This is a genomic window from Arthrobacter sp. AFG20 (genome assembly GCF_002892795.1).
Lineage (GTDB): Bacteria > Actinomycetota > Actinomycetes > Actinomycetales > Micrococcaceae > Arthrobacter.
Genome location: NZ_PJMC01000009.1, coordinates 137262 through 160568 on the forward strand (window position 1 = coordinate 137262; position 23307 = coordinate 160568).

The 23307-nt window shown below is 66.8% G+C and carries 21 protein-coding genes and 3 tRNA genes; 17 read left to right on the plus strand and 7 right to left on the minus strand.

The window, feature by feature from the left end; genetic code table 11:
* The first annotated feature begins 31 nt into the window (after nucleotides 1-31).
* Nucleotides 32-622, plus strand: a complete 591-nt coding sequence (locus tag CXZ05_RS12575) for a copper resistance CopC family protein (protein WP_102972930.1) — start codon at nucleotides 32-34, stop codon at nucleotides 620-622.
* 35 nt (nucleotides 623-657) lie between these two features.
* Here CXZ05_RS12575 and CXZ05_RS12580 read toward each other — a convergent pair whose 3' ends face one another.
* Complete coding sequence (locus CXZ05_RS12580; protein WP_180987379.1) at nucleotides 658-1290, minus strand: FAD-dependent monooxygenase; 633 nt, start codon at nucleotides 1288-1290, stop codon at nucleotides 658-660.
* 445 nt (nucleotides 1291-1735) lie between these two features.
* Here CXZ05_RS12580 and CXZ05_RS12585 point away from each other — a divergent pair, with 445 nt between their 5' ends.
* Both CXZ05_RS12585 and CXZ05_RS12590 read left to right on the plus strand, forming a co-directional pair.
* Complete coding sequence (locus tag CXZ05_RS12585; RefSeq protein WP_102972932.1) at nucleotides 1736-2773, plus strand: universal stress protein; 1038 nt, start codon at nucleotides 1736-1738, stop codon at nucleotides 2771-2773.
* Between the two features lie 3 nt (nucleotides 2774-2776).
* Nucleotides 2777-5530, plus strand: coding sequence for a PEP/pyruvate-binding domain-containing protein (locus CXZ05_RS12590; RefSeq protein WP_102972933.1), 2754 nt, complete (start codon nucleotides 2777-2779; stop codon nucleotides 5528-5530).
* Nucleotides 5531-5583: 53 nt separating this feature from the next.
* Here the strand turns inward: CXZ05_RS12590 and CXZ05_RS12595 are convergent, their stop codons facing one another.
* Nucleotides 5584-6243: a DedA family protein gene (locus tag CXZ05_RS12595; protein ID WP_102972934.1), complete on the minus strand. Its 660-nt coding sequence runs from the start codon at nucleotides 6241-6243 to the stop codon at nucleotides 5584-5586.
* 153 nt (nucleotides 6244-6396) lie between these two features.
* Here CXZ05_RS12595 and CXZ05_RS12600 point away from each other — a divergent pair, with 153 nt between their 5' ends.
* The 3 genes from CXZ05_RS12600 (at nucleotide 6397) to CXZ05_RS12610 (ending at nucleotide 9507) form a co-directional block, all read left to right on the plus strand.
* Nucleotides 6397-7569 (plus strand): DUF2092 domain-containing protein, encoded by a 1173-nt coding sequence (locus CXZ05_RS12600; protein WP_102972935.1) that lies wholly within the window; start codon nucleotides 6397-6399, stop codon nucleotides 7567-7569.
* A complete protein-coding gene (locus CXZ05_RS12605) occupies nucleotides 7566-8570 on the plus strand; it encodes an ABC transporter ATP-binding protein (RefSeq protein ID WP_102972936.1) in 1005 nt (334 codons plus the stop codon). The genes CXZ05_RS12600 and CXZ05_RS12605 overlap by 4 nt, the downstream gene beginning before the upstream one ends.
* 70 nt (nucleotides 8571-8640) lie before the next feature.
* Nucleotides 8641-9507 (plus strand): ABC transporter permease, encoded by an 867-nt coding sequence (locus tag CXZ05_RS12610; RefSeq protein WP_258006571.1) that lies wholly within the window; start codon nucleotides 8641-8643, stop codon nucleotides 9505-9507.
* 50 nt (nucleotides 9508-9557) lie between these two features.
* Here the strand turns inward: CXZ05_RS12610 and CXZ05_RS12615 are convergent, their stop codons facing one another.
* The 4 genes from CXZ05_RS12615 to CXZ05_RS12630 form a co-directional block, all read right to left on the minus strand.
* Entirely contained in the window at nucleotides 9558-11141 is a 1584-nt protein-coding gene (locus CXZ05_RS12615) for a C40 family peptidase (protein ID WP_102972937.1), read from the minus strand.
* A gap of 232 nt (nucleotides 11142-11373) precedes the next feature.
* Nucleotides 11374-12294: a cation diffusion facilitator family transporter gene (locus CXZ05_RS12620; protein WP_102972938.1), complete on the minus strand. Its 921-nt coding sequence runs from the start codon at nucleotides 12292-12294 to the stop codon at nucleotides 11374-11376.
* A 10-nt stretch (nucleotides 12295-12304) separates the two neighbouring features.
* Nucleotides 12305-12733 (minus strand): metallopeptidase family protein, encoded by a 429-nt coding sequence (locus CXZ05_RS12625; RefSeq protein WP_102972939.1) that lies wholly within the window; start codon nucleotides 12731-12733, stop codon nucleotides 12305-12307.
* Nucleotides 12734-12742: 9 nt separating this feature from the next.
* Nucleotides 12743-13711 carry a DMT family transporter gene (locus tag CXZ05_RS12630; RefSeq protein WP_102972940.1) on the minus strand — a complete coding sequence of 323 codons (969 nt, stop codon included), beginning with the start codon at nucleotides 13709-13711 and terminating at the stop codon, nucleotides 12743-12745.
* A gap of 241 nt (nucleotides 13712-13952) precedes the next feature.
* Here CXZ05_RS12630 and CXZ05_RS12635 point away from each other — a divergent pair.
* The 10 genes from CXZ05_RS12635 (at nucleotide 13953) to CXZ05_RS12680 (ending at nucleotide 19974) form a co-directional block, all read left to right on the plus strand.
* Nucleotides 13953-14025 (plus strand) — tRNA-Glu (locus tag CXZ05_RS12635).
* Between the two features lie 93 nt (nucleotides 14026-14118).
* A tRNA-Asp gene (locus CXZ05_RS12640) sits at nucleotides 14119-14192 on the plus strand.
* Between the two features lie 48 nt (nucleotides 14193-14240).
* A tRNA-Phe gene (locus tag CXZ05_RS12645) sits at nucleotides 14241-14316 on the plus strand.
* A 944-nt stretch (nucleotides 14317-15260) separates the two neighbouring features.
* Nucleotides 15261-16856, plus strand: coding sequence for a glycoside hydrolase family 68 protein (locus CXZ05_RS12650; RefSeq protein ID WP_102972941.1), 1596 nt, complete (start codon nucleotides 15261-15263; stop codon nucleotides 16854-16856).
* A 245-nt stretch (nucleotides 16857-17101) separates the two neighbouring features.
* Nucleotides 17102-17569 carry a hypothetical protein gene (locus CXZ05_RS12655; protein ID WP_258006564.1) on the plus strand — a complete coding sequence of 156 codons (468 nt, stop codon included), beginning with the start codon at nucleotides 17102-17104 and terminating at the stop codon, nucleotides 17567-17569.
* Nucleotides 17570-17680: 111 nt separating this feature from the next.
* Nucleotides 17681-18136, plus strand: a complete 456-nt coding sequence (locus CXZ05_RS12660; RefSeq protein ID WP_102973003.1) for an Asp23/Gls24 family envelope stress response protein — start codon at nucleotides 17681-17683, stop codon at nucleotides 18134-18136.
* On the plus strand, nucleotides 18133-18324 hold the full coding sequence (locus CXZ05_RS12665; protein ID WP_003799126.1) for a DUF2273 domain-containing protein: 192 nt from the start codon (nucleotides 18133-18135) through the stop codon (nucleotides 18322-18324). The genes CXZ05_RS12660 and CXZ05_RS12665 overlap by 4 nt, the downstream gene beginning before the upstream one ends.
* Nucleotides 18321-18719, plus strand: a complete 399-nt coding sequence (locus CXZ05_RS12670) for a hypothetical protein (protein ID WP_102972943.1) — start codon at nucleotides 18321-18323, stop codon at nucleotides 18717-18719. Before CXZ05_RS12665 ends, CXZ05_RS12670 begins: the two co-directional genes overlap by 4 nt.
* A complete protein-coding gene (locus tag CXZ05_RS12675; RefSeq protein ID WP_102972944.1) occupies nucleotides 18716-19366 on the plus strand; it encodes a DUF6286 domain-containing protein in 651 nt (216 codons plus the stop codon). The genes CXZ05_RS12670 and CXZ05_RS12675 overlap by 4 nt, the downstream gene beginning before the upstream one ends.
* A complete protein-coding gene (locus CXZ05_RS12680; RefSeq protein WP_102972945.1) occupies nucleotides 19363-19974 on the plus strand; it encodes a hypothetical protein in 612 nt (203 codons plus the stop codon). Before CXZ05_RS12675 ends, CXZ05_RS12680 begins: the two co-directional genes overlap by 4 nt.
* Before the next feature lie 59 nt (nucleotides 19975-20033).
* Here the strand turns inward: CXZ05_RS12680 and CXZ05_RS12685 are convergent, their stop codons facing one another.
* Nucleotides 20034-21881 carry a glycoside hydrolase family 13 protein gene (locus CXZ05_RS12685; protein WP_102972946.1) on the minus strand — a complete coding sequence of 616 codons (1848 nt, stop codon included), beginning with the start codon at nucleotides 21879-21881 and terminating at the stop codon, nucleotides 20034-20036.
* Nucleotides 21882-22007: 126 nt separating this feature from the next.
* Between CXZ05_RS12685 and CXZ05_RS12690 the strand changes: the two genes are divergently transcribed.
* Entirely contained in the window at nucleotides 22008-23300 is a 1293-nt protein-coding gene (locus CXZ05_RS12690; RefSeq protein ID WP_102972947.1) for an ABC transporter substrate-binding protein, read from the plus strand.
* Nucleotides 23301-23307 lie beyond the last annotated feature (7 nt).

The following is a 23307-nucleotide window of genomic DNA, read 5'->3' on the forward strand; positions in this document are numbered from 1 at the left end:
TAAGGAAGTCAACACTAGGAGTAGTCCGCCCATGCGTTTCACCCGCCAGTTGCTGTCCGCCCTCCTTGGCGCGCTCGCGCTCGTCGCCCTGCTCCTTACGGCGGGACCCGCTTCCGCGCACGACGCCGCTGAATCCAGCAGCCCGGCCGACGGCGCCACGGTGACAACAGCTCCCGCCAAGGTCTCGATAACCTTCAACAACACCCCGCTGGGGCTCGGCTCGCAGGTCAAGGTGACTGATGCGGCCGGAACAGACTGGGCCGACGGCAAGGTGGAGATCGTGGACAACGTCGCCTCGCAGCCGTTGCGGGAAGGCGCACCTGCCGGGAAGTATTCGGTCGTGTGGCGGGTGGTGAGCTCGGACTCCCATCCGATCGAGGGGACGTTTTCCTTTACTGCCACGGCGGCTGCGTCGGGGGCAACGGCGGTGCCGGTTCCGACTGTTGGCACGCCGCAGCCGGGGGCAACCCAGGCAACGGGGACAGCCCCGGATTCCTCGGAACCTTTCCCGTGGAGCATCGTGGTGTTCGCAGCCGTGGCCCTCGGCCTGCTCATCACCCTGGGTGTGCTGGCCCGCCGGCGGCTCGGCATCAGTGACGAAGCCGACGGCGACGGGAACTAGCGACCGCTTCAGGCAGCCGTGGCCTCCGGAGACCGTCAGAGTGCGCCGGCGGGCAGTGCCGGGAAACTTCCGGTCAGGACCGAGGGCACGCTGTCCGGGTAGACCTTCGCCGAGATGGCCTGGCCCACCACCTTGGCCTGGCGCAGGACTTCCTTGGGCGTGGGCGTGATGAGCTCGCCGACTCCCACCAGGTAGATGCCGATGGCGCGCATGGCCGCGACGAGGTTGGCTCCAATGGAGATGCCGAGGTCCGTGAGCATGCGCCGCAGCTGGCTGTGGGCACAGCGGGTGAGCACGATGTGGTCGGCCAGCAGCACGCCGTCCGGGGTATGCACGGCCCAGCGGTGTAGGGAGGCTTCCGCCCCCGGACCGATCTTGTCGAGCAACACGGCAGACGTGTCGCTGCGGATGTCCAGCTGGTGACTTGACGCGTAGTTGCGCAGGTGCCGGAGGATTTCGTTCCGCTCCTGGAGCGACGCGGCCTCGGCATCGTCGCACCGCTGCGGCGCAGTTTTCTGGAACGGCTGGCCGCCGCTCGGGGATTCCAGCCTGCTGACGATGATTGAATCAACGCCCCGGCGCCGGAGTTCCGTGGCGATTGCCAAACCGGGAAGTCCGGTACCGATGACCACAGTGGTGGTCCGCTCTGTGCCGCTGAGACCAGGCATGCGTGACACTACAACTTCCTCCTCGAGAATTCGAAGCGCAGGGCATCATTGCCCGTGCACCGTCCACTGCCCCAGCAAGCAGACACAAGCCATGCCCGGATGTGCGGTGGGGCACAATCCGGACCGATGGTGCCTCGACATTACAGAATTTTCTGCTTGGTGGATACCCCGCCCGAAACATTGGTTTGCCGGGCTTTGCATGGAGTTGCCAGCGCACCCCGGGCAGTGCCGAAAGGGCACCCGGAAGGAGCAGGAAACAGCCTTCCGAAAGGCCCCGGAAAGCGGCCCAGGGCCCGCTTGCTAAGAGATCGCGGACCGAGAATAGTTGGACTTAAGCGCAGGCTGTACGTAACCGGGAACCGGACGGCCTGCCGGTGCCGGCTCGACAGTCTGCTTCTGGCAGAATAGCCGCATCATCAGGCAGTATCGCGAGGAGGCGGACCGAATGGACGCACACGAGTTGCATCCCGACCCGGCACGGGATGGCGGTGCCCGGCATGCGAGACCCGAAGGAATCGTGGTCGGCGTCGATGGTTCGGACCACGGCCAGTGCGCCCTCGTGTGGGCTGCCCGTGAAGCCGAACGCCGCCGCAGTCCGCTCCATATTGTCACCGCGTACTCGGTCCCCATTTTTGCCGCCTCCGGACTCGACGGTGGCTATGCCACCGTGGACGACTCGGTGATCCGCGAGGGCGCGGAGGCCATACTGCAGCATGCAGTGGACAAGGTGGCCGGCTACAACATCAACGTCAGCGCCTCGGTCGAGAACGGCGACGCTTCGGGCGTACTGCTCGACCTGTCCGAAACCGCCGAGCTGCTGGTCTTCGGTACGCGCGGCCGGGGTGGTTTTGTAGGGCGGCTCCTCGGCTCCGTGAGCAGCGCGCTTCCCGCCCACGCCAAATGCCCCACTGTGACGGTTCCGCTGATCTGCTCCGACCGCTTGGGCGAGACTACCCAGGACAAGCACATCCGGGCGGAACAGGCCAAGGCCGGCCATGGCCCCGTAGAAAAGGCTGTCGTGGTGGGAGTGGACGGGTCCGAGCAGGCCCGCGTCGCGGTCCTGGAAGCTGCGGAGCAGGCCGAACGCCTGGGTGCGCCGCTGCGCGTGATCTGCGCCGTGCCGCAATACAGCGGATCCCTTGCTTGGGTTCCGGCCCCGCTGGACCGGGAAGCGCTGTTCGCCGACATCCAGGTCCAGCTGAAAGCCGGGGTGGCCTGGCTGCAGAGCCATTTCCCGCGGCTGGCCATTGAGACCCGGCTGCTGGATGGGTCGCCCGTGGATGTGCTAGTGGAGGCCAGCCGGCATGTTGAGCTGATAGTCGTGGGCACCCGCGGCCGCGGCGGCTTCACCGGCATGCTTTTGGGATCGACGTCGGACGGCGTCCTCCACCATGCCAAGAGCCCCGTGATGGTGGTGCCGGACCGGGAGGACCCCCGGCTCGCAGACCGCGCCAGCTTCGGACCCATGCTCGGCGCCTCGTAGCGCATGACCGGCCTGGTGCTCGGCCTCGGGGACCTCAGCGCCTCCATGCTGCCGCAGGTTGGCGGCAAGGCCGCCAACCTCGGCGAGTTGCTCACCGCCGGCCTCCCGGTGCCGGACGGCTTTTGCCTGACCACGGAGGCCTACGTCCAGGCCGTAGAGCCGCTGGGGCTCGCAGAGGTGCACAGCGCCCTCCAGGACACACCGGCCAATGACCTCGAAGCCCTCGCGGGCCTGGCCGGCAGGGCCCGCAGCCTGATTACCTCGGCAGAACTGCCGACGGCGATCGCCGGGGAGATACTCACGGCTTACAGGGCGCTGGACGGCGTTCCGGTGGCGGTGAGGTCCTCGGCCACGGCCGAGGACCTTCCCTTCGCCAGCTTTGCCGGCCAGCAGGACACGTACCTGAACGTCATAGATGCCGTGGCGCTGCTGGACGCCGTCCGGAAGTGCTGGGCCTCGCTGTGGACGGACCGGGCAGTGGCCTACCGCGCCAGCCGGAACATTGATCCCGCAACGGTGGCCCTCGCCGTCGTCGTCCAACAGATGGTGGATGCCGAGGCGGCCGGCGTGATGTTCACTGCGAACCCGGTCACCGGCAGGCGCCGGGAAGCTGTGATCGACGCCAGCCCCGGGCTTGGCGAGGCAGTCGTGTCGGGCGCGGTCAATCCGGACCATTTCGTGGTGGACACCGCAACCGGTTCCATCCTGCAGCGCCGGCTCGGGGACAAACGGACGGCTGTCCGGCCGCTGCCTGCGGGAGGCACCGAATTCGTGGAGCAGACGGCAGGCGGCCCGGGCGCGCAGAACCAGCCGTGCCTGACCGACGCGCAGATCCGGGAACTCACGGCGCTGGGCAGCAAGGCGGAGGCCCACTACGGCGCCCCGCAGGACACCGAGTGGGCGCTCGACGGCGACGGAAAGGTTTGGCTGACCCAGTCCCGGCCCATCACCACGCTTTACCCGCTGCCGGAGAAGGTCACCCTCCCGGAGAAAGAGCAGGAACCGCCCGGCCCGGGGGAGGACCTGCGTGTCTACCTGTGCTTCAGCCTCGCCCAGGGCCTTACCCGGCCGCTGACCCCGATGGGACTTGCCGCCCTCCGGCGGATCGGCTCATCAGTTGCTGCCGCGGCAGGCTTCGACGTTCCGGATCCCCGCAGCGGGCCGCCGCCGTACGTCGAAGCCGGACAGCGCATCTTTATCGACCTGACCGCAGCCGCCCGGAGCACCGTGGGCCGCCGGATCATTCCCAAGGTCTTTGACGTCATGGAGGCACGCTCCGCAAAAGTCCTGCGCAGCGTGTTCGACGACCCGCGCCTGTCCATCACCCGCCGCGCGCCCTGGGACCTCCTCCGGCACGTGGTCCCCATAGCTGCCCGGGCCCGCGTGCCGGAAGCAGCGATCCGGGCGCTGGTCCGTCCCGAGGCGGCCCTCAAACGCCTGAACCGCTTCACCACGGAGTTCAACGCGACGCTGGAACTGCCCCAGGGTGCTTCCCCCCGTGCGCGGCTTGACCACGCCGAGGGGATCCTGTCGCGGCTCTTTCCGAATCTTCCGGCCGTGCTCCCGCTGGCCGGCCTGGGCTTCGCCATGCTCGGCCTCGCCGGGAAACTTCTTGGTGCCGGCAAACTCTTTGGTGCCGGCGTGGGCGGTGCCCGGGACGGCGGCGGGGGAAGCAGAAACACAGACCTGCAGCCTGTGCTCCGCGGCCTGCCCAACAATGTGACCACCGAGATGGACCTCGAGCTGTGGCACGTCGCCGCGGCGATCAAGTCCGACGCGGAATCAGTGGCCGTGTTCACCGCTCATCCGCCTGAGGTGCTGGCGAAGCGCTTCGCCGCGGGCGGATTGCCGGCTGCGGCCCAGACCGGCGTGGCAGGGTTCCTGGGGCGGTACGGGCACCGGGCTGTCGCCGAGATCGACGTCGGCATGCCCCGCTGGCGGGACGACCCCACCCATATTCTTGGCGTCCTGGCCAACTACCTCCGGCTGGAGGACCCGGAACGGGCCCCTGACCGCCAGTTCAGCCAGGCAGCAGCCGAATCGGATGCACAGATTGAGCGGCTGGTGGCCGAGGCCCGTTCGAGGGGGCGCCTCCGCGCCGTGGCCGTCCGGGCGGCGCTCCGGCGGGCGCGGCTCTTCGCCGGGCTGCGCGAACTTCCCAAGTTCCAGATCGTCCTGGCGCTGGCGGAGGTCCGGAAGCAGCTGGCCGAAGTCGGCGCCGTTCTGGCGGAACAGAAACGGCTCGCCCGGGCGGAGGACATCTTCTTCCTGGACTTCGCCGAAGCCCACCGGGCGCTGGATGGTGCGGACATGCAGGATCTCGTGGCACAGCGGCAGGGGGCCTATTACCTGGAACTGGAGCGGCGCCATATCCCGCGGATGCTGCTCTCGGACGGTACGGAACCCGAAACGCTGCTTACCGGCGTCGGAACCGCCGCCGGGGCGCTGTCCGGGAGCCCGGCGTCGGCGGGGATGGTGACGGCGCCCGCACGTGTCATTCTCGAGCCCGTGGGCGCCCACCTGGAACCGGGGGAAGTCCTTGTGGCGCCGTCCACCGATCCGGGCTGGACCCCGCTGTTCCTCACGGCAGGCGGCCTGGTGATGGAGATGGGCGGCCCCAACTCCCACGGCGCCGTGGTGGCCCGCGAGTACGGCATCCCCGCCGTAGTGGGCGTCGCTGACGCCACCTCGCTGCTCAGGACTGGCCAGGAAGTGACGGTCGACGGCGGTGCGGGCACCGTGGTGCCCGGCGCCTGAGGGCGGCGGCTCTTGGAGTTCGGGGCTACTGATGCGCTGCCTTGGGGTCGGGGCTACTGCCGGTCCTGTGCCGGCTTCCCGCGTCGGATGTGCCGGACCACGAGCCAGACCACGAAGAGGGCCAGGGCGGCATAGACGGCGTAGTTGAGGTAGCGGGAGTACTGCTCCACCGCCGTGTACTGCCGGCCCAGCAGTACGCCGAAGCCGATCAGCGCGCCGTTCCAGATGCCGCTGCCGGCAATGGTGAAAATGCTGAAGGTGCCCAGGTGCATCCTCTCAGCGCCCGCCGGCAACGAAATGAGGCTCCGCACGCCGGGCAGCAGCCGGCCAAAGAAAATCGCCGACCTGCCGTGGCGGCGGAACCAGACGTCCGCGCGCTCGAAGTCCTCCCGGTCCACCAGCGGCAGCTTGGACAGCCAGCGGATCGAACGCTCCAGCCCCACCTTCGCGCCCAGGAGATACAGCGCAAGGGCGCCCAAATAGGCCCCCAGCGTGCTGGTTACGAAGACCAGGACCAGGTTGAGGGACCCCTGCCGGGTCAGGAACCCGGCCAGCGGAAGAATCACTTCGCTTGGAATCGGCGGAAACACCGTCTCGAGGAAGGTAAAGAGTCCCACACCCCATTCCCCGAGCGAATCGATCGCTTGGGCGGCGAAGCCCACAATGCCTGTCAGTTCGTCGGCCGGATTGGACGTGGCACCGGGAAGGCGCATAAGCGGAGGCTCCTGGAAACTGGAAAACGGCGTCCCACCCAGTCTGGCCCACCAGCCGGTACAGGCAAAGCGGACAAACCGGCCGGGGGCTGCCACGAGGGATGCCGAGGCGTACCCTGAGGGTATGAGCTGCGACGTCGGAGCGGAGTTGACATGACTGCCATCTGGCTGCGGTGGACGCCTGCCGTGGCCGTACCTGCTGTTATAGCTGCCGGAGTCCTGGCAGGGTCCTTGCCGGCAAGCGCCCGGGACCCGTTGCCAGAGAAGACGCCTGCCCAGGTGCTGGCGATGATCGGACAGCACCAGACCAAGTCCTTCTCCGGCACGGTGGAGCAGTCGTCCGAACTCGGCCTGCCCGATGTCCCCCAGGTAGGGCCCACCCCGGGTGCAGGGACGGGTTCCCTAGCCGAGCTGCTAACCGGGCCGCACAGCGCCCGCGTCTACGTTGACGGGCCAACCAAGGCCCGCATCCAGGTGATGGACCGGATGGCCGAACGCGACGCCGTCCGGCAGGGCAATGAGCTGTGGCTGTACAACTCCAAGGACAACACGGCCACGCATGTCACGCTTCCCGCCGCTGCGTCGAAGGAATCCCGCAGCCATGACGTGCCGGCAGGCGTGACAACCCCGGAGGAACTGGCCGCGAAGATGCTTGAGAAGCTGGACGGCAGCACCGACGTGGCGGTAGCCGAAGACACCGAGGTGGCGGGCAGGGCGGCATACAACCTGGTCCTCACGCCGCGGTCGGCAATGACCCTGGTGGGATCCGTGGCCGTGGCCGTGGATGGTGAGAACGGCCTGCCGCTGAGCGTGGAAGTGCGGGCACGCGGGCAACAGGAGCCTGCATTCCGGACCGCTTTCTCCAACCTGACGCTTGGGGCTCCCGATGCGGCTTTGTTCAACTTCTCGCCGCCGCCGGGTGCCTCGGTGAAGGAACTTGCGGTGCCGGCAAAGCCCAACGGCATGAAGGGCCAAGTCGACAAGAACCGAACCGGCAAGGATCTGGCTGACAAGAACCCGGCCGGCAGGAACACAGACAATAAGGACCTGCGCGGGCACGCCCCCACCGTCACCGGCTCCGGGTGGGAACGGATCGTCGGCATTCCGGCCCCATCCGCTTCCGCGCCCTCCGAGTCCGGCGAGTCCGGAAAGCAATCAGTCGACAGGCTGCTCAATGATCCCCTGCTTCGCCAGGCGACCGTGACCGTCCAGGGCGGGCGGGCCATCTCCACATCACTGGTTAATGTCCTGCTGACCGACGACGGCCGGACGTTCGTTGGTTCCGTGCCCCTGGAGCGGCTCCAGGCCGCCGCTGCCGCGAGGTGACAGCCGCTGGCCGCGCCCTTGCGCTCGAGACAAAAGGGCTGAGCAAGCGGTTCGGCCACCAGTTGGCGGTCAACAGCGTCGACCTGGCCGTGCCCCGCGGCTTGGTCTTCGGCTTTCTCGGGCCCAACGGATCCGGCAAGACCACCACCATCCGCATGATGCTCGGTCTCGCCGCGCCGACCGCGGGCGAGGTCAGGGTCCTGGGGATGGACATGCCGCGGCAGCTGGATGAGGTCCTGCCCAGGGTCGGTGCGCTGGTGGAGGGGCCGGCTTTCTATCCCTTCCTCTCAGGTGCGGCAAATCTGCACCGCTTTGATGCAGCAGACCGCCACGCCGCACCGTCCACCCGCCGCGCGCGGGTGGCTGAAGCACTGGAACGCGTGGGGCTTTCCCATGCCGCCCGAAAGAAGGTGCGGGCCTACTCCCTTGGCATGAAGCAACGGCTGGGAATCGCCAACGCGCTGCTGGCAAGGCGCGAATTGCTGGTGCTGGACGAACCGACCAACGGGCTGGATCCGCAGGGCACGCGGGAGGTGCGGAACCTGGTCCGGTCCCTCGCCGCCGACGGCGCCACCGTGTTCGTCTCCAGCCACCTGCTGGCTGAAGTGGAGCAGATCTGCACCCATGCGGCCATCATGAGCGCCGGAAGGCTAGTGGCCCAGGGGCCCCTGGCCGAACTCCGTGAGTCAGGCACCGCCCAGCTCCGCCTCGTGACGCCCGACGCCGGTACGGCCTCGGGCGTTTTGGTGCGGTTCGGTCTATCCCCGGTTGTGAGTCATCCAGACGGAGCGGACGCCGTCATTACCTCCAGCCTGCCCATTGGGGCAGGGTTTGACGGCACCGCGGGGCTCCCAGCCGCCAACGGACGCGTGGCACCGGAGGCGATCGTCGCTGCCCTCGTGGCAGACGGTGCGCGGGTGCGCGGGTTCACGGTGGAGCGTGGCAGCCTGGAAGACCGTTTTGTGGCTTTGACGGGGGAGGGCTTCGATGTCGCACAGTGATCGGACGGCGGCACAGGAACCTGAAGCGCAGGAGCCGTCGGCGCAGGAACCGAATGGACACGGGCAGGCAGTGCACCGGCTCACCGTGCGGGACAGCCCGACGCCGGGTACCAGGCGCAGGCCGTCCAGCGGTTCGCTGCTTGCCTCGGAGCTGAAGCAGCTGTTCCGCCGCCGGAGGACCCAGGCCATGCTCCTGGCGCTGGCCGCCATCCCGGTGGTGATCGCCGTCGTCGTCCGCGTTTCCTCAGCTGTTCCCCCGGGGAGGGGGCCGGCGTTCCTGGACCGGATCAGCCAGAACGGCCTGTTCGTGGCCGTCACCGCGATGCTGGTTTCCGTTCCGCTGTTCCTTCCGCTGACCATCGGCGTGGTCGCGGGGGACACAATTGCCGGGGAAGCCGGACTGGGCACGCTGCGGTACCTGCTGGTGGCCCCGGCCGGCAGGGTGCGCCTGCTGCTGGTGAAGTATGCCGGGGCCGCTGTGTTTTGTATTTCCGCCCCCCTGGCTGTGGCGCTGGCCGGCGCGGGCATCGGCTGGGTGCTCTTCCCGGTGGGACCGGTGGCGCTGCTCTCGGGCGACCTCGTGGAGCCGGACGAGGCGCTGGTCAGGATGCTGCTGATCGCCGCCTATCAGGCCGTGTCCCTGCTTGGTTTGTCGGCCATCGGACTGTTTCTGTCCACGCTGACCGACGTGCCTGTCGGGGCCATGGCCGCAACGATCGTCCTGTCGGTCGTTTCCCAGGTGCTCGACCAACTGCCCCAGCTGGAGTGGCTGCACCCGTGGCTGTTCACGCACAACTGGTTCGGCTTTGCAGACCTGCTTCGCCAGCCCATCGGCTGGGATTCCTTCGGTGATAATGCGCTCTTGCAGGCGGGCTACATCGCAGTGTTCGGCGCACTCGCGTACGGCAGATTCGTGAGCAAGGACGTGCTGTCCTAGGGGTTTCCCTGAGCAGGGGTTTTCCGTTCGGAGGTTAGTGGCCGGCCGAGTTAGTACCGCGCAGCGACCGGGTGGAGCTGCATGCCGGCCATCATGCCCAGGTCCGTCACGGTGATGCCCGCAGACGGGTTGAGTGCCTGAACTACCTTGCCGCCGCCGAGGTAGATGGCCACGTGGTAGAAACCGGGCGCCGATCCCCACACCAGCAGATCACCGGGCTGCGCCTGGGACAGGGGCACGTGGACGGGCGCCTGCGCGAACTGCTCCGCAGCCGTGCGCGGCAGTTGCTTCCCAATGGCCGCGAACGCGTTCTGGACCAGGCCCGAACAGTCGAAGCCGTACGCGCCAGTGCCGCCATATTGATAGAAGTACGGGGACCCCACCTTGCCCATCGCCACGGAAATGGCCGCCTGGTTGGAACCGCCGGGAGACGGTGCCGGTTGAACCGGTGCAGGCGCTGGCGCGGGCTGCGCGGGAGTGGGCCGTACTGGCGCAGGCTGTGCTGGCGCGGGAGCCGGGCGGGCCGGCGCAGGTGCCGGGCGGGCCGGCGCAGGTGCCGGGCGGGCTGGCGCGGGAGCTGCAGGAGCCGGGGCCGCAGGTGCCGGAGCTGCCGGAGTTGCCTGTGAAGGAGCGGCCTGGGCCGGCGTCCGGGACGGCACGGAAGCAGACTGCTCCGGCGCGGCAGCACTCGCCCTGCCTGCCGCCGCAGCGTTCGCCGCCGGTGCCTGGTCTGCGTCCGCAGCATTCGCTGCCGCTGCCTTGTCTGCGGCCACCTGGGCCGCGGCGGCACGTTCAGCTGCCGCAGTTACGGCGGCGAGACGGGCCTGCTGGCGCTGGCGTTCCAGGCCGTCCACGCGGGCGGACTCAAGCGCCGCCGTCGTGTTCCGCAGCGAGGCAAGCTGCCCCACGAGGACAGTCCGCTGCGCCTTCGCGTCCGCCACTTCCTTCACCTGGGCCGCATTAGCCTGATCGGCCTGTGCCTTGAGCGTCTCGGCAGTTTTCGCGGCGTCGTCTGCAGCGCGGCGGGCGTCGGCGGCAGCAGCGGTGAGGGATTCGGCGGCTGCGGCGGTGGTTTCTGCTGCGGCGAAGGCTCTGCTCCGGCCCGCGGTGAGGGCCTGCAGCGTTGCGGCCTTGGCGAGGACGTCGCCCGTGCCCGCGACCAGGCCGCTCAGCTCCGGGTTGAGGCCACCGTTCCGGTACAGGTCCCCGGCCAGCTGCCCTACGGCCTTGCGGCTCTTGGACTGTTCCTTGTCCGCGGCAGCCGCCCTGGCCGTGGCCACCGCGGCAAAGTCCGACCTGGTGTCCAGCTCCACCAGGGCATTGCTATAGGCGTTGTTGGCTTCGAGCGTATGTGCGAACGTGACTTCCTGGGCCGTCGCGGCGTCGGCCAGGATGCCCTCAATGTCGGCAACCTTTGCCGCCGTCGCACTTTCACTTGACTTGGCGGCAGCGATGTCCGAGGGGGAGGGGATTTCCGGCGAGGCCGGTACCGTCAGGGCTGTTGCCCCGAAGGCCGATGTTGGCGGGCTGACGGCGACCGCCCGGTCAGCGGTCGCAGGTGCCGCGAGGGTTCCAAAGAGGACGACGGCGCTGCACAGGACTGCCGCTGTGCGGCCGGGGCCGGTCAAACTCATTCATAACCTCGCAAGTCAGGCGGGGCGAACGAGTCGGGAGGCAGCACGGAAGTGCTCCTCTGAAGATGCCCAGCCCTCTGAGGTTAGGGCCGGATCGCCACATTGGCAACAGCAGTCACATCAATAACATAAACAACACCAGTGTCATTTGGGCGGAGATGCGGCGGGCGTGTCGCAGGGAAGGTCCCGTCGGGAACGGTGCTTCAAGGCGCGGCAGCGAGATGAAACGCCGTCAGGCGTGCTGAGGTGATTCGTGCTCGTAGTGGCTGGCCGGTTCGAGTTGGAAGGTGCAGTGCTCGGTATCGAAATGCGAGCCCAGGCAGGTCGTAAGTTTGTCCAGGACCTGGTCCGCGCCCTTCGCGCTCAGCATCTCGTCCTCCACCACCACGTGAGCGGAAAACACCGGCACGCCGGACGTGATGGTCCAGATGTGGATGTCATGTACGGCAACCACGCCGGCCACCGAGAGGATGTGTTCGCGGATCATACTGACTTCCACGCCTCTCGGGGTGGCCTCCAGCAGGACATCGACCACCTCGCGGAGCAGGTGCCAGGCCCTCGGCAGGATCATCAGCGCGATGATCACGGAGGCGATGGTGTCTGCCGCCAGATAACCGGTGAACTTTATGACCAGCGCCGCGGCGATCACGGCGAATGAGCCGAGGAGATCGCCCAGCACCTCAAGGTAGGCGCCGCGGACGTTCAGGCTTTCCTGCTGGGCCTTGCGCAGGATCAGCAGCGAGACGAGGTTGGCGGCCGCACCGAGGATGGCGGCGTACAGCATGATGTCGGTGTGCACCTCGGGTGCGGAGCCAATGCGGCGGATGGCTTCGGTAAAGATGACAGCCGCTACGACTACCAGGATCAGGGCGTTGGCTAGGGCGGCCAGGACTTCCGCGCGTTGGTAGCCGTAGGTCCGTAGATCGCTGGCCGGCAGCGCTGCGATCCATGCTGCCATCAGGGCGATGAAGACGCCGGCTGCGTCAGAGAGCATGTGGCCCGCATCGGCCAGCAGGGCTAGCGAGCCGGAGAGCAGGGAACCGACCAGTTGGATGAGCATCACGGAGAGGGTGATGGCCAGAACCGCAATCAACCTGCCGCGGTGCCTACCCGTTGCCGTGAGGCCGTGGGTGTGGTTGTGGTCGTGTCCCATGACTACAAGGCTAGTCCCACCCGAGTTCGTGAAGCCGCTGGTCGTCGATTCCAAAGTGGTGCGCAATCTCGTGGATCACCGTCACCGCCACCTCCTCCACCACGTCCTCGCGCGAGGAGCAGATGTCCAGGATGGGCTGACGGTAAATGGTGATGCGGTCCGGAAGCGATCCGGCATCCCACCAGGAATCACGCTCGGTCAGGGGAACGCCCTCGTACAGTCCCAGGAGCACAGTGTCCGGGTCCTCTCCGGGCTGCCGGACGTAGTCGTCATCGATGAACACCGCCACGTTGTCCATGGCCCGGGACACGTCGGCCGGAAGCTGGTCCAGGGCGTCGCTGACGGCGGCTTCGAAGTCGGCTTCGGACATCTCGAACCCAGACGGGTCGCCGGCGCCGTCCGGCACGATCGGGAGGCCGGGCGGCAGGTTTGCGGGCATATCCAAACTTTAGCGGGACCTCCGCCGGGTCAGCCCGACGCCGAGAAGGCAGATGGCGCCGCCCACGAGTCCCCAGACAGTCGGGATCTCGCTGAGCACCAGCCAGGAGATCAGGACGGTGGTGCCGGGAACCAGATAGGTGGTGGCGGCCAGCTTCCCGGCATCGATCAGGGACAGCGCGTACGCCCAGGTGGTGAAGGCGATGGCGGTGGGGAAGATGCCGAGGTAGACCAGGCCGAGGGTGGCCGGCAGCTGGGCCGCCTGCAGCTCCGTCACAAGCTGGCCACCGAAGGGCAGGCAGCAGACGAGGCCCACCATAATGCCGAACCACGTGGCCTGCCCGGCCGGAAACTTCCGCAGCACGGGCTTCTGGATGATGACGCTGACGGCGGCGAGTGCAGCAGCGAGGAGGCAAAGCAACACGCCGGCCACGTCCGCCGTCGAACGCGTCCCCGACCCCAAAGCGATGACCGCGACGCCGCCGAACGCCACAAGGCTGCCGATGATCAACCAGCGCGGAAAACCCTCCTTGAGGATGATGCCTGCCATCACCGCCACCAGGATGGGGTTCACGTTGATGAGCAGCGCGCTGGTTCCGGCGTCGAGGGAATGCTCCGCGGCGTTGAGCGCCACGTTGTAGCCGCCGAACCACATGACGCCGTAGGCGAGAATCGGCCACCACTCGCGGCCCCGCGGGAGCGCCCGCAACTTGGGCAGCACCAACGCGCCGAGCACGACGGCGGCGATCGCCAGCCGCCCCAGTGTCAGGGCGCCGGGGGAGAAGCTTGGGCCGACGGCGCGGATGCCCACGAAGGCGGAGGCCCAGAGCACCACCGTCACCACGACGGCGGCGACGCCGAGCGCGTTCATGGAGCGTGCGGGTTTCTCGGGAGCGGGTCCTTCCGGCGCCGGTCCATCAGGGGAGGGGCCGTCGGGGGAGTGGGGCTGGAGGGGGCTGGTGCCGGCGGTGGATGCCATGATGCCAATCTAGCTGCGTTCCCTGCACCGTGGCTGGCGGAAATCGGCCATGTCTAGCCAAGAAACCGCCAATGTGGCGGGCTTGGATTTGCTTGCCGTTTGCGTGTCCATCGGGCCGATTTTGGATATTCCGGGGAGAGGCTCTATAGTTTTACAGGTCCAGTTCGGAGGAACGCGAAGGGACAAGAACGAAAGGCTTCGGCCCTTTATTTTTGCCCTTGTTCTACCAAATTGAGTCCAGGCCCCCATCGTCTAGCGGCCTAGGACACCGCCCTTTCACGGCGGCGGCACGGGTTCGAATCCCGTTGGGGGTACGCAAGGAAGTGGTCAAAGCAGGCAAAAAAGTCTGGTAGGCTGGAGTCCTTGAAAAAACGCGGTAGCAATACTGCGGAAGCAAGAAATAGCAAGGCCCTGTAGCGCAGTTGGTTAGCGCGCCGCCCTGTCACGGCGGAGGTCGCGGGTTCAAGTCCCGTCAGGGTCGCTTTGTTTGCCGGAGGAAATTCCGGCATTCATGGTGACATGTCACCTAGGCTCTGTAGCTCAGTTGGTAGAGCGTTCGACTGAAAATCGAAAGGTCACCGGATCGACGCCGGTCGGAGCCACCAGCTAGAACCCCGCTGTTCCATTAGGAACAGCGGGGTTTTTTCGTTCCCCCGGGTTTCCCTGTCTTTGGGGTTCCCTTCCGCAGGTCCTGCGGCCTTTTCGGCAACGCTCCCTCAGGTCCTGCGGCCTTTCCCGCAACGCTTCCTCAGGTCCTGCGGCCTTTCCCGCAACGCTTCCTCAGGTCCTGCGGCCTTTTCGCCAACGCTTCCTCAGGTCCTGCGGCCTTTTCGCCAACGCTTCCTCAGGTCCTGCGGCCTTTTCGCCAACGCTTCCTCAGGTCCTGCGGCCTTTCCCGCAACGCTTCCTCAGGTCCTGCGGCCTTTTCGCCAACGCTTCCTCCGCTTCCCCGCCAGAGGTGGGGAAGCCGTCCTCCGGTGCGTCACTGCACCCAACGACTGTCCGGCGGCGCCGGCGTCCGGGGAGCCGCAGGGAAGCCGGCATATCAGCCCGGTCCCCACTGAAGATCTAACCCTGGCTCCCAATGCGCCAGCGGTCGTGGGGCACTTTGGGGGCAGCGGCGTCGTAAATCACGACGGCGGCCGGCCTGTTCCGCGTCAAGTCCCCCGTTTTTGGTCGGCCCGAGCCCGCTGTCGGTGTGAGCAACGCCATTGATGACGCAACTATGAAGACAGGTTTGATTCCCGTCCTGAAGTGGGGCACGCGCGCGCAAACGAGATGTAAGCGCTTGCACGTCAGGGTGTCTGGCCGAGGATGACGACCGAAAACCGTGTTGAACTCGGCTGACAACGTTGTCTAGCGTGGAGTGTGGGCCGCGAAATGTATGACGTTTCGGATCGCCCACCGCGGGGTCCCACCCAAACCCCGCTTCTCCCTCGACACAACGGCGTCCTCGATGACGCATGCCGTGTCAGCGGGGTCTCCGGAGTTCGGGGGCAAGGGCAGCTGCCCGTCTTCCACGAACGTAACTCCGCGAGAAGAGCAAAAAATGCACAAGCACCCCAACACCCCCCGGATGCTGCGGTGGCGCCCCGCCGCCGCAGCTCTGGTGGCAACTGTCGCCGCCACGGCGTTCCTCGCCGTGCCTTCGGCGCAGGCAAATGAGCCGTCGGATCCGCCGGCGAGTACCCAGATGCCGACGCCGACACCGGGCTTCCCCCTGCCGACGCCCCACACTCAGACGGCCCACGATCCGGCGTCGGACTTCACCTCAAAGTGGACCCGTGCGGATGCCAAGCAGATCATGGCGCAGAGCGACTCCAAGGTTAAGCCGGGCCAGAACTCCATGAGCCCCGACGTCACCATGCCGGAGATCCCCGAGGACTTCCCTGCCATGAACGACGACGTATGGGTCTGGGACACCTGGTCGCTGACCGACGAGAACGCGAACCAAATCAGCTACAAGGGTTACGACGTGATCTTCTCGCTGGTCGCTGACCGGCACGCAGGCTACGGCTTCGACCAGCGCCACTGGAACGCCCGCATCGGCTACTTCTTCCGCAAGACCAACGCCGACCCGGCCAAGGACAAGTGGAACTACGGCGGACACCTGTTCCTGGACAACACGTCCATCGGCAACACGGAATGGTCCGGCTCCACGCGCCTGATGCAGGGCAACCACGTGAACGTCTTCTACACGGCCACCACGTTCTACGACGTCAAGGAGCGCAACGCCGGCGGCGGCGGCATCGCCCCGGACGCCGCCATCGCCAAAGCGCTCGGCAACATCCACGCCGACAAGAACGGCGTGACCTTCGACGGCTTCCAGCACACCAAGCTGCTTGAGCCGGACGGAAAGCTCTACCAGAACAAGGCGCAGAACCCGGGCTTCGCATTCCGCGACCCGTACACCTTCGCTGACCCGGCACACCCCGGAAAGACTTTCATGGTGTTCGAAGGCAACACCGGCGGCAAGCGCGGAGACTACCGCTGCAAGGACGAGGACCTGGGTTACGCCAAGGGTGACCCCAATGCGGAGAACCTCGCCGAGGTCAACAGCAAGGGAGCCTACTACCAGACCGCCAACGTTGGCCTGGCCGTGGCAGACAACAAGGATCTGACCAAGTGGCACTTCCTGCCGCCGGTCCTGTCCGCCAACTGCGTCAACGACCAGACCGAGCGTCCGCAGATCTTCATCCAGAATGAAGGCGGCAAGAACAAGTACTACCTGTTCACCATCAGCCACCAGTTCACCTACGCTGCAGGCATGCGCGGACCCGACGGCGTCTACGGCTTCGTGGGCAACGGCGTCCGCTCCGATTACCAGCCGATGAACAACAGCGGCCTGGCCCTCGGCTCCCCGACGGACCTGAACCTGCCGTCCGAGTCCCCGGAAGCGCCGACGCCGAACCAGAACGGCCGCCAGTTCCAGGCCTACTCGCACTACGTGCAGCCGGGCGGCCTGGTCCAGTCCTTCATCGACAACGTGAACGGCGTCCGCGGCGGCTCCCTGTCGCCCACCGTGAAGATCAACTTCCGCGACGGCGTGTCCAAGGTTGACCGCAGCTTCGGCAAGAACGGCCTCGGCCCGTTCGGTTATCTGCCCACCAACGTCCACGTTGGCGGCAACGGCCTCTACAAGTAAGCCGTCACTGAAGCAATCATCGGGAGGCGCCCGGACCTGGTGAGTATTTCCGGGTCCGGGCGCCTTTTGCTCAACCTGAGTCCCTGTATATACAGAGCCGTTTTGAGGCACGACTGCAAAAAAGCACCTGGCCTGTCAACTTGGAAAGTGGTGTGCCGGCCGGGCTAGACTCGCACGCCGGGGGACGGGCAGGCGTTCTTCGGCTGCCCAGCTAGGCCGCCTAAGGTGGCAAAACCACTCCAGGAATGGAAACTGTGAAATATCTTGCCCGCCCGCTGTACGCCGCTGCCCTTTTTGCCGTAGTGGCACTTACCGCCTGCTCCGCGCCTGCCTCCGGCAGTGCGCCGTCGGAGTCTGCAACAACCACGACGGCGGACAGCAGCGCCGCTCCTACCGCGTCCGCGAGTGCGGCGTCCGGTCCCTTTGGCGGCTACGCCTCGGCGGCTGAGGCCTGCGCCGCCATCTCGACGCAAGCCACGGGGGCGTCCCTGCTGCCCCTCTCCGCCGCACAGGGCAAGACAGCAGAACTGGAGCACAAGAAAGCGGAGCTTGCGGAGACGGCACAGCGGGTGCCGGAGGCGCTGAAGGCGGACTTCTCGCGGTTCAACAAGGTGGCACTGGCAGGGCTCTCCGACCAGAGCGTGTATTCCAACGGCGAGTTCGAGGCCGCCATGGCCCCCGTTACCGGGTGGCTGTCTGCGAACTGCCACTAAGGCTCCATGGGGATTGCGCTGCGCCGGGGCCCGCGGGGAACGCGGTGCGCGCGGCCCCTGACGTTGTCCGGCCTAGGGGATAGGGTTGTGTTCAACAGAAGGGGAGTGCTGATGGAATACCAGAATCCACAAACCGCCGCCGTTCGTGTGGACCCTGCCCTGACGCCGGCTGCAGCCGGCGGGCGGACCGTGATCTCCGAGACCGCCGTGGCCAAAGTCGCCGGGATCGCGGCCCGCGCCGTGCCCGGTGTGTACTCCCTGGGGACAGGGTCCTCACGGGCACTCGGTGCCATCAGGGACGCGGTGGGCAGCTCCGATCACGCCGCAGGCGTGCACGCCGAGGTCGGCGAAACCCAGGTGGCGGTGGACATCACCCTGGTGGCGGTCTATGGCGCTCCGCTGCATGCCCTGGCCAACCAGGTGCGGGCAAGCGTTTACACTGCCGTCGAGAAACTGGTGGGCCTGCAGGTCATCGAGGTGAACGTCGAGATCAACGACGTCTACATTGCACCGCCGGTGAAGCCGACAGGTGCTGGCGCCGTCGCTGAGAGGGAGGCGGTCCTGTGAGCCCCACTGTCGTTGGAATCGCAGTCGGCGCCTTCGTAGCGTTCATGTCACTACAGTTCGGTCTCTGGGGCTTCCTGATTTCCCTGCTGTTCATGGGAATCGGTGCGCTTCTGGGCCGCGCCGCAGAAGGGAAACTGGACCTCCGCAGCGTCATCGACGCCATCAGCGGCCGGCGCTCATCCTCATGAACCAGGCAGCCGATACGAGCCAGGCAGCCGAAGCCACGCCCAGCGGGCAGTACAGCGGACACAACAGGATCAGCACGCAGGCGCTCACGAGCTTGGCCAAGGCTGCCGCTGCCGATGCCCTGGGCATTCATGCCCATGATGTCCGCGCGGACTGGTCGGACGACGGCGGCCTGCTGGCTTTGTCGCTCGTCGCCCCCATCCGGATCCCCAGCCTCACTGCAGTCCTCCGCGACCCGGGACGTGTCCCTGCGCTGGGCGGCTCCATCTGGGACAGGACCGTGCACGCCAAAACCGACATCTTGACCAAGGTCACCGAACTCAGCGGTGCGAGTCTGAGCAGGGTGGACATCCGCATCAGCGGTGCCCACGTCACGGAAGAGGGCAGGGTGCGGTGAGTTCCGTCGTCGAACAGCAGCATGATTCCGCCGGCGACCCGGCGCAGGGCAGCTCGGGTGCGGCGCACGCCTCAGCCATCGACATGCGCCGCGTCCTGCACCGCGAGACCCACGCCTCACGAGCCGTGGCAGCTGTCATCGCCGGTTCACTGGTCATCGTGCTATGTCTTTACGCACTCCTGGAATCCGCGGTGCGCGCCATCGGCCAGCCGCCCTGGCTCATCGATCCGCAGACGGCAGCCGAACGGATCGTGGCGCTCCCGTCCGGACTGCCGCCGCTGCTGCTGGGTGCTGCCGGAGCCGTGACCGCTGCCGTAGGTCTCTTCTTTTTCCTATGCGCGGTCCTGCCCGGGCGCCGGGCCAGGCATCTGCTGTCTGACCGGCGGATTGCTGTGGTGGTTGATGATGAAGTCATCGCGGCGGCCCTTGCCCGAAGCGCGCGCCTGGCAGCCAATGTCACGCAGGAACAGGTCATGGTGGTGGTTTCCCGGCGCCAGGTAGTGGTCAACGTCCGCCCCACGTCCGGCGTGCCGGTCAGCGAAAACGCCATCCTGCAGGCGGTGGAGGAGGAACTGGAGGCGATGGGACCGTCTCCCATGCCGCAGGTGACCATCAATCTGTCGACCTCCGGGGTGGTGGGCGCGTGAACGGCACACCAAGGCTTCTCAACCGGATCCTTCTCGGCATTCTTGGCTTTAAGCTGCTGGTGATCGGCGTGCTGCTCGTACTCCTGGCGGCCGTCCCCTCCGTGGCGGCATGGTGGCACTCCTGGTCCAGAAGCGTGTCGGACAGCGTCACGGCGGCCTTCGAAGGCACACAGTTCCCCGGCCGGCAGGGGAGCTGGCTGTGGGTAGTCCTGGCCCTCGCAGTGGTGCTGCTGATCGGCCTCATGGTTGCGTGGATCGCGCAGCAGGGCAAGGGCCGCACCGACCTCCTGCTGGCAGCGGAGGATCCGGGCGGCGTTCCCGGGGACATCAGGATCGGCGGGGGAGTGGCCGAGCAGGCACTGAAGAACGCCCTGGCCGACCGTCCCGATCTCGCCGGTGCGACGGTCTCGATCTACGACGTCAAGGGCCAGCCGGCACTGAAGCTCCGGCTGCACCCAAGGCCGGGTGTGGCTCCGCAGGCCGTCGCCGCCGAAGCGGCGGACCTGGTCGACGCGCTGAGCGCCGTGGTGGGCCAGCGGACACCGGTTCTGGTGCACATCGCGGCCGGCGCGCGGACCCGCTTCAGCCGCGCCGAGCGGGTCCGCTAGCTCCGTTATCCAGAGCTCTGACTAGCCGGAAACCGGTTAGCCAGAGACCATCGGGCCGCTTATCCCGCCACCAGGTATGCCGCACTGTTGGGCACAACCACGGCTTCATCAGCGCCTGATTCTGCAGCGCTCGACAGTGCCACCCGGTAACCGTCGGGGATCGGCGTTGGATCCGCCCCGGTGTTGGCGACCACCAGGACATCACGGTTGTGAAACGCCAGGACGCCCAGTTCGGGTTCGTGGTTGTCCGCCCAGCAGAAGGTTCCGGATCCCAAACAATGGTTCCGGCGTGCGGTGAGCGCGGCGCGGTACAGCTCCAGCGTGGAGCCTTTGACGCCGTCCTGCCGGTCTGCGGCCAGCTCTTCGAAGGATGCGGGCTGCGGCAGCCAGGGCGCGGCCGGGTCCTGAACGGTGGACGCCTCTGCGAAGCCGTACCCGGGCGCTGCGGATTTCCAGGGCAGGGGCACCCGGCAGCCGTCGCGCCCGCGCTCAATGCCGTGGGTCCGGAAGAACGTCGGGTCCTGCCGGGCTTCGGCGGGCAGCGTGGTGTGCTCGGGGAGGCCCAGCTCCTCGCCCTGATAGATGTACGCGGAGCCGGGGAGGGCCAGGGACACCAGCGTGGCCGCCCTCGCGCGGGCCAGCCCCAGGGGTGCATCGGGCTGCTCGTCCTCGGCGGCAATCCCCTTCGGGAAGGTGGTGGGGTCCTGCAAACCGAAACGGCTCGGATGGCGCACCGTGTCATGGTTGCTCAGGACCCACGTGGACGGTGCGCCCACGGACGCGGCAGCCTCGAGGGAATCCTCGATGGCCACGGCCATCCGCCGGGCGTCCCAGCCAGCCAGCAGGAAATCGAAGTTGAAGGCCTGCTGCATCTCGTCCGGCCGGATGTACCGCGCCAGCCGCTCCGCCGGTTCAACCCACGCCTCGGCCACCAGCATGCGGTCGCCGTCGTAGCCGGCCAGGACCCGGTTCCAATCCCGGTAAATGTCATGCACGCCGTCCTGGTCAAAGAACGGCGACGGGGGATACAGCGGCGATACGGGCTCGTGTTCCGTGCCCTCGGCGGTGTCCCCGACAGTATCACCGGCCGGAGAGGCGTGTGCCGTATGCGGTTCAACTGCCTCTGTGTGGGCGCCCGGGGGATCCGTCACATGGGCGGCTTCGGCGGAGCCTTCCACCATGGCAGCCACGCCTTCCCAGTCGGGGAGGCCGGCCGCCTTCACCATCCCGTGGGCCACGTCCACTCGGAATCCGTCCACGCCCCGGTCCAGCCAGAAACGGAGCACTGAACGCATTTCCTCCCAGACCTCGGGGTTCTCCCAGTTGAGGTCCGGCTGCTTCGTGTCGAACAGGTGCAGGTACCAGTCGCCGGGGGAGCCGTCCGCGTTCGTGGTCCGCGTCCAGGCCGGTCCGCCGAAGATGGATTTCCAGTTGTTTGGCGCAAGGTTACCGTCGCCGGAGCCTGGAACCTCGTCCTTTCCCGGCCGGAACATGTACCGCTCCCTGGCGGCCGAGCCGGGTTCCGCCGCGAGGGCCTCCTGGAACCACACATGTTCATCGGATGTGTGGTTGGGGACCAGGTCGACGATCACCTTCAGCCCTCGGGCGTGGGCGTCCCCCAGCATGGCGTCGAAGTCGGCCAGCGTACCAAAAGCCGGGTCCACCTGCCGGTAATCGGCGACGTCATAACCGCCGTCCGCCTGCGGGGACCGGTAGAACGGCGAGAGCCAGACGGCGTCGACCCCGAGCTGCTGCAGGTAGGGCAGGCGTGCCGTGACACCGGGCAGGTCGCCCATGCCGTCACCGTTCCCGTCGGAGAAGGAACGTGGATAGATCTGATAGACAGCTGCGTGGGCCCACCACGCCGTTGTCTCGGAAGCCGGCGTGCTGATCGGGCGGTGACTCATAGTTGCCTCTCCGGTAACAATTAGGTGTAAACGCTTGCATTTCTTCGGGCAACGTTACTAGTGTGACAGTCACCACATCAACCGCACGATTGATTTTCATGTCACTCAGCGAGGAGTCTCCAGCCAATGAAAACCCCTAAGTTCTTACTCCCGGTTGCCACCGCCGGTGTGCTCGCCCTGACCCTGTCTGCCTGTGGCGGCGGCGGGGGCGGCACCACAGGCGGCGGTGCCGGGGGAGGCGACGCCGCCAACGGCTTGGACGGCCGCGGTCCCATCACCTACGTTCAGGGCAAGGACAACAGCAACGTGGTCCGCCCGCTGATCGAGAAGTGGAACGCAGCCCACCCGAACGAGAAGGTGACCTTCAAGGAGCAGACGGACCAGGCCGACCAGCAGCACGACGACATCGTGCAGCACTTCCAGGCCAAGGATCCCGGCTATGACGTCGTGGACGTTGACGTCGTGTGGACCGCAGAGTTCGCGGCCAAGGGATGGCTCCAGCCGCTGAAGGACAAGATGGCCTTCGATACCAGCGCCATGCTGAAGCCGACCGTCGACGCCGCCTCGTACAAGGGAACGCTGTACGCGGCCCCGCAGACCTCCGACGGCGCCCTGCTGTACTACCGCAAGGACCTTGTTCCCACCCCGCCGAAGACGTGGGACGAGATGATGGGAATGTGCTCCATCGCCAAGCAGAACAACATGGGCTGCTACGGCGGGCAGTTCAGCAAGTATGAAGGCCTGACCGTCAACGCTTCGGAGGCCATCAACTCCGCCGGCGGCGCCGTTCTGGATCCGGACGGCAAGCCCAGCCTGAACACCGCGGAGGCCAAGACGGGCCTGGAGAACCTGGCCAAGGCCTACGCCGACGGCAACATCCCCAAGGAGGGCATCACCTTCCAGGAGGAGCAGAGCCGCCAGGCGTTCCAGAGCGGAAAGCTGCTCTTCCTGCGCAACTGGCCCTATGTCTACAACCTGGCAACCACTGAAGGTTCCTCGGCAGTGAAGGACAAGCTGGGCATCGCCCCGATCCCGGGCAAGGACGGCCCCGGTGCGTCCACGCTGGGTGGCCACAGCATGGCTGTGAGCGTCTACTCCAAGAACAAGGCAACGGCCCTGGACTTCCTGAAGTTCATGACGTCCGAAGAGACGGAGAAGTTCTACGCCACCCAGGGGTCGCTGGCTCCGGTGCTGGGCAGCCTTTACACTGACGCCGCGCTGGTGAAGAAGCTCCCCTACCTGCCCGTACTGAAGACCTCCATCGAGAACGCCGTGCCGCGTCCGGTCAGCCCGTTCTACCCGGCGGTCACCAAGGCAATCCAGGAAAATGCGTATTCAGCCATCAAGGGCGAGAAGCCCGTGGACACCGCACTTTCTGACATGCAGAAGTCCATCGAATCCGCCGGTTCAGGATCGTAGTTCTGCC

What these genes read in the sequence shown, in the direction of transcription:
- CXZ05_RS12575 (WP_102972930.1), top strand. Translation starts at nt 32, where the DNA reads ATGCGTTTCACCCGCCAGTTGCTGTCCGCCCTCCTTGGCGCGCTCGCG.
- CXZ05_RS12580 (WP_180987379.1), bottom strand. Translation starts at nt 1,290, where the DNA reads ATGCCTGGTCTCAGCGGCACAGAGCGGACCACCACTGTGGTCATCGGT.
- CXZ05_RS12585 (WP_102972932.1), top strand. Translation starts at nt 1,736, where the DNA reads ATGGACGCACACGAGTTGCATCCCGACCCGGCACGGGATGGCGGTGCC.
- CXZ05_RS12590 (WP_102972933.1), top strand. Translation starts at nt 2,777, where the DNA reads ATGACCGGCCTGGTGCTCGGCCTCGGGGACCTCAGCGCCTCCATGCTG.
- CXZ05_RS12595 (WP_102972934.1), bottom strand. Translation starts at nt 6,243, where the DNA reads ATGCGCCTTCCCGGTGCCACGTCCAATCCGGCCGACGAACTGACAGGC.
- CXZ05_RS12600 (WP_102972935.1), top strand. Translation starts at nt 6,397, where the DNA reads ATGACTGCCATCTGGCTGCGGTGGACGCCTGCCGTGGCCGTACCTGCT.
- CXZ05_RS12615 (WP_102972937.1), bottom strand. Translation starts at nt 11,141, where the DNA reads ATGAGTTTGACCGGCCCCGGCCGCACAGCGGCAGTCCTGTGCAGCGCC.
- CXZ05_RS12620 (WP_102972938.1), bottom strand. Translation starts at nt 12,294, where the DNA reads ATGGGACACGACCACAACCACACCCACGGCCTCACGGCAACGGGTAGG.
- CXZ05_RS12625 (WP_102972939.1), bottom strand. Translation starts at nt 12,733, where the DNA reads ATGCCCGCAAACCTGCCGCCCGGCCTCCCGATCGTGCCGGACGGCGCC.
- CXZ05_RS12630 (WP_102972940.1), bottom strand. Translation starts at nt 13,711, where the DNA reads ATGGCATCCACCGCCGGCACCAGCCCCCTCCAGCCCCACTCCCCCGAC.
- CXZ05_RS12650 (WP_102972941.1), top strand. Translation starts at nt 15,261, where the DNA reads ATGCACAAGCACCCCAACACCCCCCGGATGCTGCGGTGGCGCCCCGCC.
- CXZ05_RS12655 (WP_258006564.1), top strand. Translation starts at nt 17,102, where the DNA reads ATGGAAACTGTGAAATATCTTGCCCGCCCGCTGTACGCCGCTGCCCTT.
- CXZ05_RS12660 (WP_102973003.1), top strand. Translation starts at nt 17,681, where the DNA reads ATGGAATACCAGAATCCACAAACCGCCGCCGTTCGTGTGGACCCTGCC.
- CXZ05_RS12670 (WP_102972943.1), top strand. Translation starts at nt 18,321, where the DNA reads ATGAACCAGGCAGCCGATACGAGCCAGGCAGCCGAAGCCACGCCCAGC.
- CXZ05_RS12685 (WP_102972946.1), bottom strand. Translation starts at nt 21,881, where the DNA reads ATGAGTCACCGCCCGATCAGCACGCCGGCTTCCGAGACAACGGCGTGG.
- CXZ05_RS12690 (WP_102972947.1), top strand. Translation starts at nt 22,008, where the DNA reads ATGAAAACCCCTAAGTTCTTACTCCCGGTTGCCACCGCCGGTGTGCTC.